The following is a 13,191-nucleotide window of genomic DNA, read 5'->3' as shown; positions in this document are numbered from 1 at the left end:
ATTCGGCACCCCTATTACCGCCAAGCAGCCGGCTTGCCTATGCCTTGGGGTGACTAACTTCGTCGCGCCAGCGCCGGCCCGATGTCTGGACGCCGAACAGCGAGGGGTTCCTGGCATAGGCGGCAAGGCCGAGAAGGGCAGCCAGCGGATGGGTGATGACATAGACCGGCATGGTGCGCATCAGCGCGCTGTGCGGCGCCTTGTCCTCGAAGGCAGCGCGGAAATTGCCTTGCTTCAGCGCCGGCACAATCTTTTGCGCGATGCCGCCGGTTAGGAACACGCCGCCCCTGCTCATGAACACCAGCGCCAGGTCGCCGGCGGTGCGGCCGAGGCAGGTGACGAAGGTCTCGAGGGCTTCCTGCGCCACCGGATCGGTCTTGGCCAACGCCGCACCGGTGACTTCGGCCGGCGTGGTGAAGGGCGACGGCTTTCCATCCGCCCTGGCCACCGCCCGGTAGACGTTGACGAGACCGCGTCCGCACAGGATCTGTTCGCCCGAAATGCGGCCCTCGAGCTTCTCGATATGCGGGAAAACCTCGAAATCGCGCGGCGTGCGCGGCCCGATGTCCATATGACCGCCTTCGCCGGGCACCGGGATCCAGTGATGCAGCGCGTGGACCAGCCCGGCGACGCCGAGCCCGGTCCCGGGGCCAAGGACGACGCGGCCGGCATTGGGCTCCGGCGCGCCGCCGCCGATCTTTTCCATGTGCTCTTCGCCAAGCGCCACGACGGCCAGCGCCTGCGCCTCGAAATCGTTGAGCACGACGATGTCGCTCAGCCCCAGATTGGCGAACATCTGCCTCGGCTTGACGACCCAGGGACAGTTGGTGAGCTCGATCTCATCGCCGTCGACCGGGCCGGCCACGGCCAGCACCGCCGAATTTGGCCGGACCGACGAGCGGTCGAGCACCGCCGCCTGGATCGCCTCGTCGATGGTGTTGTAGTTGGCGGTCTGGACGATGATCGGCTCGCCGGCCTCGGAATTGGCGTCGAGCACGATCGAAAAGCGCGCATTGGTGCCGCCGATATCGCCGATCAGGATCGGAAACCGCAGCAAAGTCTCGTCATCGCCTGTGCTTGGCATGCTCTCGTCCGTCCCCCGGCGCCCGCGACGGCATTCGCCGTTCCTGCGTTGACTAGCGCATGAGTTTGAAAAGGGAAACGGTTTTCGGGCCTGGTGGCGCGCAGGGAGAGGTTCTGCGGCCAAACGGCCACTGTTTCATGAAAACGGGGGCTAAACCGATTGAGCCTGCGGGTGGCGCGCCAATCACTTCGCTGGCGGCCGTGGCCGCGGCACCGGTACGCCGACCTCGGGCGTCGCGGTGAAGGCGTTCACCGCGCTTGGCAGGCCGGCGGTGCCGCTTGCCGTGACGGCGGGCAGCGACGGCGCTTCCGGCTCAGGCACCGCCACCGCGACCGGCACGGCGTCGCCGTGATAGGTCGCGGCCTCGGCCGAGGCAGGCCCCGGCGCGTCGAGCACCGCGCGGCATTCCTTGGGCAGGTTGGCCATCGTCATCAGGTCACGTGCCTTGGGCGCATCCGGGTTCTTGTTCGGTCGCCACGGCTCCTGCGTGAACCACCAGGCCAGCGGCTTGCCGCAGCCATCATCCTCCGGCGTTGCTTCCTGCGCCTTGCAATTGGGCGAGCCAGGCTGGCAGCCGATGCGCATGTGGAAATGGTAGTCATGGCCCCAGAACGGCCTGATCTTGCGTAGCCACGAGCGGTCACCCCTGACCGTGTCGCAGAGCTTTTTCTTGATGCCGGGATTGACCAGGATGCGCTCGACCTCCGGATAGCTCGCCGCGCGCTTCAAAAGCCGCGTGTGCGCCGGCGTCCACAGCGCGTCCTTCACAAGATGCGTCTTGTCGTCGACCATCAAGGTGGCGCTCATGGTCTCGCGCTGCGCCCTGGTCATGGTGCGGTCGGGCATCGGCGTCAGCCAGATGTCGGCGTCGAGCCCGATCTGGTGCGAGGCATGACCTGATAGCATCGGGCCGCCGCGTGGCTGCGCGATGTCGCCGATCAACAGGCCCGGCCAACCGTCGGCGACGGCGTCGCGCGACAATCTCTCGATCAGCGCGATCATCGCCGGATGGCCCCAGCGGCGGTTGCGCGATGGCCGCATCACCTGCCAGGTCGGACCATCCATGGGAATGGCGACGCCGCCGGCAAAACAGCCCTTGGAATAGAAGCCGAAGGATTGCGGGGCGGTGGCCGTCGGCAGCTTCTCGGCGCCGAACAGGTCTTTCGCCCGCTCCTCGGCCGCTGCCGGCTGCGCGGCCAGGCCTGCCAGAGCCAGCGCTGCCGCCAATACCGCATTTCTGGGGCAAAGCGACCGCATCGATGATTTCATGAACCGCACCCCCGTGCCTGCAATCGCCGAATCATACCACGCCAAGCGCCACGCTTCGATCATCCTATCCCTTCACGCCCCTCATCGGGCTGCGCGGCGCACCGTCACGCCAGTCGCCGCTTGCCCACATATGGTCGAAAGCGGCGCGATAGTCGGGAAAGCGAAACCGATAGCCCGCCGCCTTGATCGCCGCATTGGCGACCCGCTTGTTCTCGCCATAGAAGGACCGCGCCATGGGCGAAAGTTGGGCGGTGTCGAAGGGAATTTCGGGCGGCGGCTCAACGCTCATCAGATGTGCGGCGTAGGCGACGACATCCTGCGGCGGCGCCGGCTCATCGTCGGTGACGTTGAAGATGCCGCCTCTATTGCCGCTGATCAGAAGCCACAGCGCGCCTGATATGTCGTCGCAATGGATGCGGTTGAACACCTGGTCCGGCTTGACCAGCCGCCTGGCAGTGCCGTTCTCCAGATTGACCAGCGCGTTGCGGCCGGGGCCGTAGATGCCGGACAGCCGCAGGATCGCCACTGGGCGCCCGATGTCCTCGCCAAGCCTCAACCACGCCCGCTCGGCCTCGACCCGCATCACCGAACGCTTCGACACCGGCCGGCAGGCGGCCGTCTCGTTGACCCAGGCGCCGCCATGATCCCCATAGACGCCAACGGTCGAGAGATAGCCTATCAATTCCAGCGCCGGCATCCCTGCGATTGCCTGGCGAGCGGCATTCAACACCGGATCGCCGGCTTCTTCCGGACCGACCGAAACCACCAGATGCGTGGTTTTCTCCAGCGCAGCGCCGATTTCGTTCGTCAACTTGCCGTCGAACAGCAGTGGGACGATGCCGGCCTGGCGCAGCGCTTCGAATTTTTCCTCGGAGCGTGTCGTGCCGAAGATGCTGGCGGTTCCCCTATTGGCGCGGGCAAAGGCCTTTCCGGAATAACCGGCACCGAAAATGAAGACCTGTTTTCCGCTCATGCATGTGCCCTGTTTGGCCGCGCCAGGCGCCATTCCTCGCGCACCGCCGCGTCGTCCTCACTGTTCAAGCCGTTCGCGGCCCGTTCGGCATATTCGGTTTCCGGCACCAGCCGCGCCAGCGCCCATATTGCCGCGCCCCGCACCAGGGGAGAAGCATCGCCGAGCAGGTCCCGGACGACGCCGGCAAGCGCGCCGTCGCCGGAATTGCCGGCGGCGATCAGCACGTTGCGGACGAAACGGTCGCGGCCGATGCGTTTGATCGGCGAACCGGAGAAGAAGGCGCGAAAGCCAGCATTGTCGAGGGCCAAGAGATCGGCGAGCGGCGGCTCGCGCAGATCGTCGCGCGCGGCGAGCTTGGCCTCGGACGCGGCACGGGCGAATTTGTTCCAAGGACAGGCGGCGAGGCAGTCGTCGCAGCCATAGATGCGGTTGCCGATCTTTTCCCGAAATTCATGCGGGATCGGCCCCTTGTTCTCGATCGTGAGATAGGAGATGCAGCGCCGCGCATCGAGCCTGTAGGGCGCGGGGAACGCGTCGGTCGGGCAGGCGTCGAGGCAGGCGCGGCAGGAGCCGCAATGGTCGATCTCGGGCTTGTCCGGTTCCAGTTCGGCCGTGGTGAAGATGGTGCCAAGGAACAGCCAGGAGCCGTGCTCGCGGCTGACCAGGTTGGTGTGCTTGCCTTGCCAGCCCAGCCCCGCTGCTTCCGCCAACGGCTTTTCCATCACGGGCGCCGTGTCGACGAAGACCTTCACGTCGCCGCCGGCGCGCGCGACGATCTTGCCGGCGATCTCCTTCAGCCGGCCCTTCATGACCTCGTGATAGTCGCGGTTTTTCGCGTAGACCGAGATCGCGCCGCGATCGCGTCTGGCCAGCACGTCGCGCGGATCATGGTCCGGCCCGTAATTCATCGCCAGCACGATGATCGAGCGCACGTCGGGCCACAGCGTGGATGGCTCGCCGCGGCGCGCAATCGTCTCGGCGATCCAGTCCATCGAGCCGTGAAAGCCGTCGGCGACGAATTCGGCCAGGCGCGCCGGCGCCAGCGGGATGGCATTGGGGGTGGTGACGGCGACCGCGTCGAAGCCGGCGCGCCGCGCCTCCGCGTCGATCAGCGCGCGCAGTTTCGACGCGTCAGAAGTCGAGATCCGCATAGTGCGATACCGGTGACAGGCCGCGCACGCGGTCGGTCAGGAGCGGCCGGAAGGAGGGCCGCGACTTCACCCGCGTGTACCATTCGCGCGCGGCGGGGTGTTCGCGCCAGTCGATCTCGCCGAGATAGTCGAGCACCGACAGCGTCGCGGCGGCCGCCAGATCGGCATAGGTGACCCTGCCGCCGGCCAGCCAATGACGGGTGCCCGCCAGCCAGTTGGTGTATTTCATGTGCTGGCGGATGTTGGCGCGCGCGGCGCGGATGGCGCCTGAATCGGGCGAGCCGCCGCCCGCCGTTTCCGGCATCACCGGCTTCAGCACGCGTTCGCGCACCAGATGGCGCGTCACTTCGCTTTCGGCCTTGTTGAGATACCAGTCGATCAGCCGGCGGATTTCGGCGCGCTGCATCGGGTCCTCGGCGAACAGCCGCTTGTCGCGCTTGAGCACGCCGCGCGTCTCGTCGAGATATTCGGAAATCACCGTCGCGCCGATGATCGGCACGTCGCCTTCGGCCAGCAGGATCGGCAGTGTTCCGGCCGGATTCAGCGCCAGGAACTCCTTGCGCCGCGTCCACGGCTTTTCCTCGATCAGCGCCAGCTCCTCGCCATACTCGCCAAAGGCGAGGCGGACGAAGCGGCAGGTGGCGAACATGGGATGGTGGAAAAGCGTCAGCATGGTTCCGCGGTGATAAAGCGCACTGGTGTCGTTCAGAATCCGGAATTCGCGCATCGCGCTCGTCCCAGGTGTGGCGAATTCCGGATTGCCACACTGGCGAATCGCAGGGCGCACCGGTAAGTCTTGGCCGCCCGGCTAGCGGGCCGTCAGGGGTGTTGCGACCTATAGGGGGACTTCGGCGCCATGACAAGCAAGCCATTCTGTTAGCCGTCACGCCAATGCCGAGGTAGAAATGGAAAGCCAGACCATCGTCGAAGCCCTGCTGCTTGGCCTGCTGGAGGGGTTGACCGAATTCATCCCGGTGTCCTCGACCGGCCACATCCTGCTCGCCGGCCATTTCCTCGGGTTCCAGTCGACCGGCAAGGCCTTCGAGATCCTGATCCAGCTCGGCGCCATCCTGGCCATCCTCAGCGTCTATTTCCGGCGCCTGTGGCAGATGCTGCTCGACCTGCCGCATGACCGGCTGACGCGGCATTTCGTCATCGGCATCCTCATCGCCTTCCTGCCGGCGGCGATCATCGGCGCGCTGGCGCATGATTTCATCAAGACTGTGCTGTTCGAATCACCCCGGTTGATCTGCATCATGCTGATCATCGGCGGCGTCGTGCTGCTGGTCGTCGACCGAATGAACCTCAAGCCGGTCTATCGCGACGTCGAGCGGTTCCCGACCAGACTCTACCTGCAGATCGGCCTGTTCCAGTGCCTGTCGCTGATCCCCGGCACGTCGCGTTCGGGTTCGACCATCGTCGGCGCGCTGCTTCTGGGTGTAGACAAGCGGGCGGCGGCGGAATTTTCCTTCTTCCTCGCCATCCCGACCATGGTCGGCGCCTTCGCTTTCGACCTGTTCAAGAACCGCAACGTGCTGACCTCGGCCGATCTGCCGATCATCGCCATCGGCTTCGTCGCCGCTTTCGTCACGGCCTTGGTCGTGGTGCGCTACCTGCTCGACTACGTCTCGCGCAACGGCTACTCGCTGTTCGGCTGGTGGCGCCTGGTGGTGGGGATCGTCGGGCTGGTGGCGTTGATGATCTGGGGCTGAACGTGCGTTGTTGCAGGCCCCTCACCGGGATTGCCAACCGAATTGAGAGGGGCAATTCGGGGCAACCCGAGCTCTCCCCTAGCGGCCGGATGAGGGGGCTGCCTCGCACGGATTTCTGTCAACTCCTTCCGTAAAACGCATTCGGGACATGCACCGGCCAGCGCCACGGCAGCACGGCGACCATGTCGAAGCGCATCGACAGCCTGCCATAGTCGGGCTGGCGGGACAGCCAGATATCGGCAGCACCCTCGATGCGGCGCTCCGATTCGTGACCGATCGCCTCCATGGCCTCTATCAGCGTGCGGCGCGCCTTGACCTCGACGAACAGGACGAGGTCGCCGCGCCGCGCAATCAGGTCGATCTCGCCGAAGCGGGTGCGGTGGCGGCGCGCGAGAATCCGGTAGCCCTTCAACATCAGCGCGGCCGCCGCCAGCCATTCGCCGCGATGGCCGCGCCGGTAGGCCTTTTGGCGGCTGGCGCTCGGGCGCTCAGCCACCGCTGGTTTCTCGTTGCTCGGCCATGACTTTTGGACAAACGGAACCGTTTGTCCGAGAAAACCGGTTTCCGCTTTTCGCGATCATGGTCTGTCCTTGAGCTCGAGCAGCCGCCGATACAGCGCCTGCTTCTGGCCGCCGGTCATTTTCGCCGCTTCCGCCGCCGCCTTGGAGGCGGGCATTTCAGCGGCGAGCGACAAGAGCAGGCGATCGATGTCTTCAGGTTCGTCGGCCTTGGCCTCGGCGGCGCCGACGCAGACGACGATCTCGCCCTTGGGCGTATCGGCCGCCGCATAATGCTCGGCAAGCTTCCGCAGCGTGCCGGTGCGCATCTCCTCGAACGTCTTGGTCAATTCGCGGCCGATGGCGGCCTTGCGCTCGCCGCCGAGCGCCTCGACCATGGCGCCGAGCGACTCGGCCAGCCGGCGGGGCGATTCGAAGAAGATCAGCGTCGCCGGCACGGCTCTCAGCGCCTCCAGCCGGGCCAGGCGTTGTCCGGATTTAACCGGCAGGAAGCCGGCGAACAGGAAAGCGTCCGACGGCAGGCCCGACGCCGTCAGCGCGGCAAGCGGCGCCGAGGGGCCGGGGATCGGCACGACGCGGATGCCGTGGTCGAGCGCCTCGCCGACCAGCCGGTAGCCGGGATCGGAGACCAGCGGCGTGCCGGCATCCGAAATCAGCGCCACGCTCTGGCCGGCTTCGAGTGCGGCGACCAGCTTCGGCCCGGCCTCGCCCGCATTGTGTTCATGATAGGCCGTGGTGCGGCGGCGAATGCCGTAGCGGTCGAGCAGCACGCGCGACACGCGCGTGTCCTCGCAGGCGACGATGTCGGCGGCGGCCAGCGTCTCCAACGCGCGCAGCGTGATGTCGGCGAGGTTGCCGATCGGCGTCGCCACCAGATAGAGCGCCGGGTCGAGCGGACGGGCCGCGATCTCGGTCTGCCCGACCACATAGCTGCGCTTGCCCGTCTCGCCAGTCACCGATGCCGTCTCCGTTCAGCCCTGTTTGGCCTGCCAAACCCATTTGGCATGGCTGGCGCCGGCTTGCAAAACTCACACCGATGTAAGGCAATCGCCATTCCTTCGCCACAGTAGGGAACGAAACCGGTTTTGGCAGATTTAGCCCCTGATTCCCAAGGGAGGACAGGATGGACAGCCTGACGATACAGGACGCTTTCGAGCCCTACTATGCCGGCCGCGGCCGGATTGTCGCACGCCAGGACAAGCGGCTGCCGGCCCGGGACGACACCAGCCTGACCAAGCAGGCCTCGATTGCCTTGCCGACGGATGTCAGGCTTTCCGACAACAAACCCGACAGCACGACGGAGCACTGACCGGACGATGCCCAATCGCTTCGATATTTTCATCACCCGTCTCGAAACGAAAACCGCGCGCCACGGCGTGCCGCTATCTCCGATAGGCGACCAGCACCGAGGGCGCCGCGACAAGGACAACGCCAAGCCGGTGCGCTCCGGAGAATCCCACGCCGAGAAAGACCGCGGAAAGCATCGCCACAAACACGACGCCTGATCTGGTTCAGATCGGCGAGACGACCATCAGTTCGTCGTCATGGACGGAGCAAGGCGCGACGCAACGCATGCCCGAAAGCAACGGGCTCCTCGGTCGGCCGAAAGGCACTCAGCCTCCCAGCGCCCGATCCAGATCGGCGATCAGATCGTCGCCATCCTCGATCCCCGCCGACAGCCGCACCAGCGAATCCGATATGCCGATCTCCGCCCGCTTCTCGGCGGGAATGGAGCCATGCGTCATCAACGCCGGGTGCTCGATCAGGCTCTCCACCCCGCCAAGACTTTCGGCCAGCGTGAACAGCTGCGTGCGTTCGAGAAAGCGTTTTGTGCGGGCAAGGTCGCGATCGAGCACAGCCGTGATCATGCCGCCGAAGGCATGCATCTGCTGGACCGCGATGGCGTGCTGGGGATGGCTGGCGAGGCCGGGATAGATGACGCGGCGAACATCTTTTCGCGCTTCCAGCCATTGCGCGATTTTGAGGCCGTTGGCGGAATGACGCTCCATCCTGAGCGCCAGGGTCTTCAAACCGCGCAGCGCCAGGAAACTATCAAACGGGCCGGATATGGCTCCGATGGCGTTCTGCAGGAATTTCAGGCGATCGGCCAAATCCTTTTTGTCGCCGACAACTGCGACGCCGCCCACCATGTCGGAATGGCCGTTCAGATATTTCGTCGTCGAATGGACCACGATGTCGATGCCGAGCTCCAGCGGCCGCTGGATGTAGGGACTGCAGAAGGTGTTGTCGGCGACGGACAAGATCCCCTTGCGCTTCGCCAACGCCGCGACGCCTTCGAGATCGACGATGCGCAGCAATGGATTGGTCGGCGTCTCGACCCAAAGCATTTTTGTTTCCGGCCGGATCGCGGCTTCAACCGCGGCCAGATTGGTGAAATCGACGAAGGAAATTTGCAGACTGGCCGAGCGCTTGCGCACCCGCTCCATCAGCCGGAACGAGCCGCCATAAATGTCGTCGGTGGCGACGATATGCGCGCCGGAATCGAGCAATTCGAGCACCGTGGCGATCGACGCCAGGCCGGAAGCGAAGGCGAAAGCCGCCGAGCCGCTTTCGAGATCGGCCACGGCGCGCTCGAAGGCGAAGCGCGTCGGGTTCTGGCTGCGGGCATATTCGAAACCCTTGTGCACGCCGGGCGACTGCTGGCCATAGGTCGAGGTGGCGTAGATCGGCACCATCACCGCACCGGTGAGCGGGTCGTGGCTCTGGCCGCCATGGATGGTGCGCGTCGAAAACGCCAGGCGGTTCTTTCCGGATGTTGTCATCGTGCGCGCCTCAGATGGTTGATCAGGTCGATGCGGGTAATCAGGCCGACGAACTCGTCGCCGTCGAAGATGATGGCAACCTCGTTGCGGTCGAACACCGGCAGCAGCGCGTCCAGCGTCTGGCTGGCCTGCAGCGTGTGCAGGTTCGAGGTCATGGCTGTGCGCACCGGGCCGTTGAAGCGCTCCCAGCGCCCGTCATAGGGGCCGTCGACATGGGCAAGGATGTCGCTCTCGTCGACGATGCCGACGAGCTTACCATTGTCGAGCACCGGCAGTTGCGAGACATCGGAGCGGCGCATGCGTCCATAGGCATTGAGCAGGCTCTCGTCCGGCCCGACATAGACAGTGTCGCCGGTGCGGTGAGTGCGCATCACGAGGTCGCGCAGGTCGCCATGCTGTTCGTGTTCGGCCAGGCCCTGCTCGGCCAGCCAAAAATCGTCGAACACTTTGGACAGGTACTTGTTGCCGCTGTCGCAGACGAAGGTGACGACGCGCTTGGGCACCGTCTGTTCGCGGCAGTAGCGCAACGCCGCCGACAACAGCGTGCCCGAAGACGACCCGGCCAGGATCCCTTCGCGGGACAACAGATCCCGCACCGCCAGCATGCTCTGCTTGTCCGTGATGGAATAGGCCTTCTTGACCAAAGACAGATCGGCATTGGGCGGTACGAAATCCTCGCCGATACCTTCCACGGTCCAGCTTCCCGCCTCTTCCATCTTGCCGGTCTTGATCAGCGGCGCCAGCACCGAGCCGACCGGATCGGCCAACACCATCTCCGTCTTCGGCGACACCTCGGCGAAGTAGCGGCCAAGCCCGGTCAGCGTGCCGCCCGAGCCGACGCCGACCACCACCGCGTCGACATCCCCGTCAAGCTGCGAGAAAATCTCCGGGCCGGTGGTCGTCTGATGCGCCAGCGGGTTGGCCGGATTGGCGAACTGGTTGGCGTAGAAGGCGCCGGGCAGTTCGGCGGCGATTTTTTCCGCCATGTCCTGGTAATATTCGGCATGGCCCTTTCCGACATCGGAACGCGTCATGCGCACTTCCGCGCCGAGCGCGCGCAGATGCTGGATTTTCTCGCGCGACATCTTGTCGGGCACGACCAGTATGATGCGGTAACCCTTGGGAATGCCGACCTGGGCAAGGCCAAGGCCGGTGTTGCCGGCTGTCGCCTCCACGATGGTGCCGCCGGGCTTCAGCTTGCCCTGTTTTTCGGCCGCCGCGATCATCGACAGCGCGATACGGTCCTTGATCGAGCCGCCCGGGTTCTGGCTCTCGAGCTTGATGAACAGCCGGCATTTTCCGGTGTCGAACTTGGTCAGCTCGACGATGGGCGTCTGCCCGATCAGATCGAGCAACGACGCATAGGGCGGCCGCAGGCGCGAGAGCGCCCTATCCGAGGAGCCACTGTCGGCCGTGGTTTTTCTATGCTCACTCATGTCGGAGCCTCCATGGGTCAACCCTAGCGTCTTTTCCAGCCGATCGCAGTTGGAAAGAAGATAGATCGTGCCAATCCGGTGGCCAGACGGGGAATGAAATTCCATGGGCCCGTCATCCAGGCGACGCGGTTCCGACCGAGACGCCAGCGGGACAGCGCCCCCTCTGTCCTGCCGGGCATCTCCCCCGCAAGGAAGCAGAAACTACACCGACGGCATCCCGCTGTCGAAGGCCGGGCTGCTGGAATGGCATTTTCCCGCCTTCGATAACGCTGTGGCGCGCCTTTTGCGGTGCGCGATGGCATCACCGGCCAGCAGAACCTTTTAGCCGCCGAGACCGCGCGCCGTATGTGAGGCATTGGGCTGAACGCCATCCCTCCGGCTGGTAGCTGGAGGGACTTCAGTCTTAGTTGAGCAATAGCTAATATATATGTAGCTTGGTCGTGCGGGGGACGATCCCAATCGAAGCCTAACCCGCGATGGCCGGTGCGACCTGCTTCCAACCCAAGCATCCCCGCACCGGCCATTCTTTTGGTCCGAGGGCATAGGAAAGCACTGGCTCGAAACCGGGCTGGGGAGGCATTGGGGCACTCGACGGAAGGAAGATCGCGCCTTTTGGCAGGCCGATTTCGCACCCCCATTACCGCGGCCCATATCAAACCACGTATATCTCGATTGACTAAAGTAATGGAACGTCCAATGGACAAGCATGGAACGTTCGAAGACCCCTCGGACCAAGGCCTGCTAGCGCGCAAGACTTTAGTCCTGCCGTTTTATAGTTAAGAACGGAAGTTGTTCAGACCGACATAGGGCCGCTCAGGACGAATACCAGACTACGCCCAGCCGAATATGGTGCGATCACGGAAGACGCTCGCCGCTTAAGGCGGGCACCACTTGCCAAAGACAATCGCCGCCTGGGGTTGTCTACCCCAGCAACCGCTTGCTCAGCCTGGCGCACTGGACTCGGATATCGGGAATGGCGTCGATCTCGAAGAAGGTGCCGCGCGTCAGCGGGCCGACGGCGAGAATTTTTCGCGAAACGGTGCCATCGGCGGCGATGATCTCGCAATTGGCCGAGACGTCGAGGCCGATGCGCAGCGGGTCCGGCCGCGCCAGGCCGCGGTCGACCAGCGAGCGCACCACGCTGTTCGACGAGGTCGAGATGTCGCGCACGATACCGGAGCAATCATAGATGCGGGCGACGCCGAATGTTTCGAGGCGCTGGGTGTGGCGCGACTGGACCTCCACCGCGAAACCGTCGCCCGGCGTGACGGCGACGACGCGCCCGGCGAGCGGCCGGATGCGGCCCGATTGCACGGCCTCCGTCACCCTGGCGTAGACCTCCGGTGCCATGCGGTGACGATGGATGTCCCACCAGGCCTTGGTGTGCTCGACGAAGCGGCGCTTGGCCGAGGCCGGCCAGTTCTGCCAGATCTTCTGGTTGAAGGGGCGCAGGCCGTCCACCACGTCGCGCCAGTCGACGCCGGCCTTCTGGTTCTGACGGATGAGGTCGCGGAACCAGCCGACGAAATAGGAAAGCTGGGTGCCGAGCGGGATGTCGGCGACGTCGAGCTTGATCGGATTGCCCTTGCGGTGCGGCGAGGGCAGCAGGCCGCGCCGCGACACCGCGATGATGTCGCCGCGATGGCCGCGCTGCTCCAGGGAAAGGAATGCATCGACCATGCTCAAGCCCGTGCCCAGCACCAGGATGCGGCTATCTGGATCGAGCGCGGTGTCGGCTTCCGAGCCCATCCGGATCGCGTGGCCCTGCGCGGGCTGTTCGTCATGGCCGGTGGCGAGCACGGCAAGATGGGCGACCACGCTGGTGCCGTTGGCGAGCGCCACCTCGACCCCGGACGCCGTCGGCGTGATCGACAGGCTCTCCTCACGGATCAGGCGCAGCCGGCCGCTCTCGCGCTCGCGCGTTTCCAGGTCGTCGAGCAATTCCTTGAGATAACGCGCATAGAGGCTGCGCGGCGCATAGACCGGAACCTGCTCCGGTGTCGCAAGCCCCCGCTCCAGCAGCCAGCGCCAGAAATTGCCGGGATCGTCGGCATAGGCGCTCATGCCTGCGGCGCTGACATTCAGCACATGCGCCGACAGCAGCGTCGAATAGGCAATGCCCTGGCCAAAATGCGGGCGTTTTTCGATCAATGTGACGCGCAGGTCCGGATTGGGCGATTTGAGCAGATGCGCGGCCAGCACGACGCCGCTGGCGCCGCCGCCGACGATGATGATGGAACGGGTCGGGTTCGTTCGCCCGGTCAT

13 protein-coding genes are annotated in these 13,191 nt (G+C 65.1%); 3 read left to right on the top strand and 10 right to left on the bottom strand.

The genetic code is table 11. The annotated features are described in order from the left end of the window. Nucleotides 1–37: 37 nt before the first annotated feature. The 5 genes from LB516_RS27265 to LB516_RS27245 all read right to left on the bottom strand — a co-directional run bounded on the left by LB516_RS27265 (nt 38) and on the right by LB516_RS27245 (nt 5,150). The gene (locus LB516_RS27265) at nt 38–1,084 is read right to left on the bottom strand and encodes a glucokinase (protein ID WP_140719480.1); all 1,047 of its coding nucleotides are present in this window, start codon (nt 1,082–1,084) and stop codon (nt 38–40) included. A 183-nt stretch (nt 1,085–1,267) separates the two neighbouring features. Continuing rightward, complete coding sequence (gene mepA / locus LB516_RS27260; RefSeq protein WP_224682717.1) at nt 1,268–2,353, bottom strand: penicillin-insensitive murein endopeptidase; 1,086 nt, start codon at nt 2,351–2,353, stop codon at nt 1,268–1,270. A gap of 64 nt (nt 2,354–2,417) precedes the next feature. Next, complete coding sequence (locus LB516_RS27255) at nt 2,418–3,326, bottom strand: SDR family oxidoreductase (protein WP_224720699.1); 909 nt, start codon at nt 3,324–3,326, stop codon at nt 2,418–2,420. After that, complete coding sequence (gene queG, locus LB516_RS27250; RefSeq protein WP_224720698.1) at nt 3,323–4,477, bottom strand: tRNA epoxyqueuosine(34) reductase QueG; 1,155 nt, start codon at nt 4,475–4,477, stop codon at nt 3,323–3,325. Before queG ends, LB516_RS27255 begins: the two co-directional genes overlap by 4 nt. Then, entirely contained in the window at nt 4,458–5,150 is a 693-nt protein-coding gene (locus LB516_RS27245) for a glutathione S-transferase family protein (RefSeq protein ID WP_015314714.1), read from the bottom strand. Before LB516_RS27245 ends, queG begins: the two co-directional genes overlap by 20 nt. Before the next feature lie 232 nt (nt 5,151–5,382). On the opposite strand from LB516_RS27245, the gene LB516_RS27240 reads away from it, so the two are divergent. Continuing rightward, nucleotides 5,383–6,189, top strand: a complete 807-nt coding sequence (locus tag LB516_RS27240; RefSeq protein WP_015314715.1) for an undecaprenyl-diphosphate phosphatase — start codon at nt 5,383–5,385, stop codon at nt 6,187–6,189. A 118-nt stretch (nt 6,190–6,307) separates the two neighbouring features. Here the strand turns inward: LB516_RS27240 and LB516_RS27235 are convergent, their stop codons facing one another. Together LB516_RS27235 and rsmI are read right to left on the bottom strand one after the other, a co-directional pair. Beyond that, nucleotides 6,308–6,685, bottom strand: coding sequence for a YraN family protein (locus LB516_RS27235; protein ID WP_015314716.1), 378 nt, complete (start codon nt 6,683–6,685; stop codon nt 6,308–6,310). An 81-nt stretch (nt 6,686–6,766) separates the two neighbouring features. Continuing rightward, nucleotides 6,767–7,663: a 16S rRNA (cytidine(1402)-2'-O)-methyltransferase gene (rsmI, locus tag LB516_RS27230; protein WP_140719487.1), complete on the bottom strand. Its 897-nt coding sequence runs from the start codon at nt 7,661–7,663 to the stop codon at nt 6,767–6,769. A gap of 167 nt (nt 7,664–7,830) precedes the next feature. On the opposite strand from rsmI, the gene LB516_RS27225 reads away from it, so the two are divergent. Both LB516_RS27225 and LB516_RS27220 read left to right on the top strand, forming a co-directional pair. Next, nucleotides 7,831–8,016, top strand: coding sequence for a hypothetical protein (locus LB516_RS27225; protein WP_140719488.1), 186 nt, complete (start codon nt 7,831–7,833; stop codon nt 8,014–8,016). 7 nt (nt 8,017–8,023) lie between these two features. Then, nucleotides 8,024–8,212, top strand: a complete 189-nt coding sequence (locus tag LB516_RS27220; protein WP_015314719.1) for a hypothetical protein — start codon at nt 8,024–8,026, stop codon at nt 8,210–8,212. Between the two features lie 108 nt (nt 8,213–8,320). Here the strand turns inward: LB516_RS27220 and LB516_RS27215 are convergent, their stop codons facing one another. The 3 genes from LB516_RS27215 to LB516_RS27205 form a co-directional block, all read right to left on the bottom strand. Continuing rightward, nucleotides 8,321–9,490: a trans-sulfuration enzyme family protein gene (locus tag LB516_RS27215; RefSeq protein ID WP_224682720.1), complete on the bottom strand. Its 1,170-nt coding sequence runs from the start codon at nt 9,488–9,490 to the stop codon at nt 8,321–8,323. Beyond that, nucleotides 9,487–10,926 carry a pyridoxal-phosphate dependent enzyme gene (locus LB516_RS27210; protein ID WP_140619846.1) on the bottom strand — a complete coding sequence of 480 codons (1,440 nt, stop codon included), beginning with the start codon at nt 10,924–10,926 and terminating at the stop codon, nt 9,487–9,489. The genes LB516_RS27215 and LB516_RS27210 overlap by 4 nt, the downstream gene beginning before the upstream one ends. 921 nt (nt 10,927–11,847) lie before the next feature. Next, complete coding sequence (locus LB516_RS27205) at nt 11,848–13,191, bottom strand: FAD/NAD(P)-binding protein (RefSeq protein WP_140719492.1); 1,344 nt, start codon at nt 13,189–13,191, stop codon at nt 11,848–11,850.

Source organism: Mesorhizobium sp. CO1-1-7, from assembly GCF_020164885.1.
Taxonomy (GTDB): Bacteria; Pseudomonadota; Alphaproteobacteria; order Rhizobiales; family Rhizobiaceae; genus Mesorhizobium; species Mesorhizobium australicum.
This window is presented reverse-complemented; position numbering and strand designations above follow the sequence as displayed.

What these genes read in the sequence shown, in the direction of transcription:
- LB516_RS27265 (WP_140719480.1), bottom strand. Translation starts at nt 1,084, where the DNA reads ATGCCAAGCACAGGCGATGACGAGACTTTGCTGCGGTTTCCGATCCTG.
- mepA (WP_224682717.1), bottom strand. Translation starts at nt 2,353, where the DNA reads ATGAAATCATCGATGCGGTCGCTTTGCCCCAGAAATGCGGTATTGGCG.
- LB516_RS27255 (WP_224720699.1), bottom strand. Translation starts at nt 3,326, where the DNA reads ATGAGCGGAAAACAGGTCTTCATTTTCGGTGCCGGTTATTCCGGAAAG.
- queG (WP_224720698.1), bottom strand. Translation starts at nt 4,477, where the DNA reads ATGCGGATCTCGACTTCTGACGCGTCGAAACTGCGCGCGCTGATCGAC.
- LB516_RS27245 (WP_015314714.1), bottom strand. Translation starts at nt 5,150, where the DNA reads ATGCTGACGCTTTTCCACCATCCCATGTTCGCCACCTGCCGCTTCGTC.
- LB516_RS27240 (WP_015314715.1), top strand. Translation starts at nt 5,383, where the DNA reads ATGGAAAGCCAGACCATCGTCGAAGCCCTGCTGCTTGGCCTGCTGGAG.
- LB516_RS27225 (WP_140719488.1), top strand. Translation starts at nt 7,831, where the DNA reads ATGGACAGCCTGACGATACAGGACGCTTTCGAGCCCTACTATGCCGGC.
- LB516_RS27220 (WP_015314719.1), top strand. Translation starts at nt 8,024, where the DNA reads ATGCCCAATCGCTTCGATATTTTCATCACCCGTCTCGAAACGAAAACC.
- LB516_RS27215 (WP_224682720.1), bottom strand. Translation starts at nt 9,490, where the DNA reads ATGACAACATCCGGAAAGAACCGCCTGGCGTTTTCGACGCGCACCATC.
- LB516_RS27210 (WP_140619846.1), bottom strand. Translation starts at nt 10,926, where the DNA reads ATGAGTGAGCATAGAAAAACCACGGCCGACAGTGGCTCCTCGGATAGG.
- LB516_RS27205 (WP_140719492.1), bottom strand. Translation starts at nt 13,191, where the DNA reads ATGACCGGGCGAACGAACCCGACCCGTTCCATCATCATCGTCGGCGGC.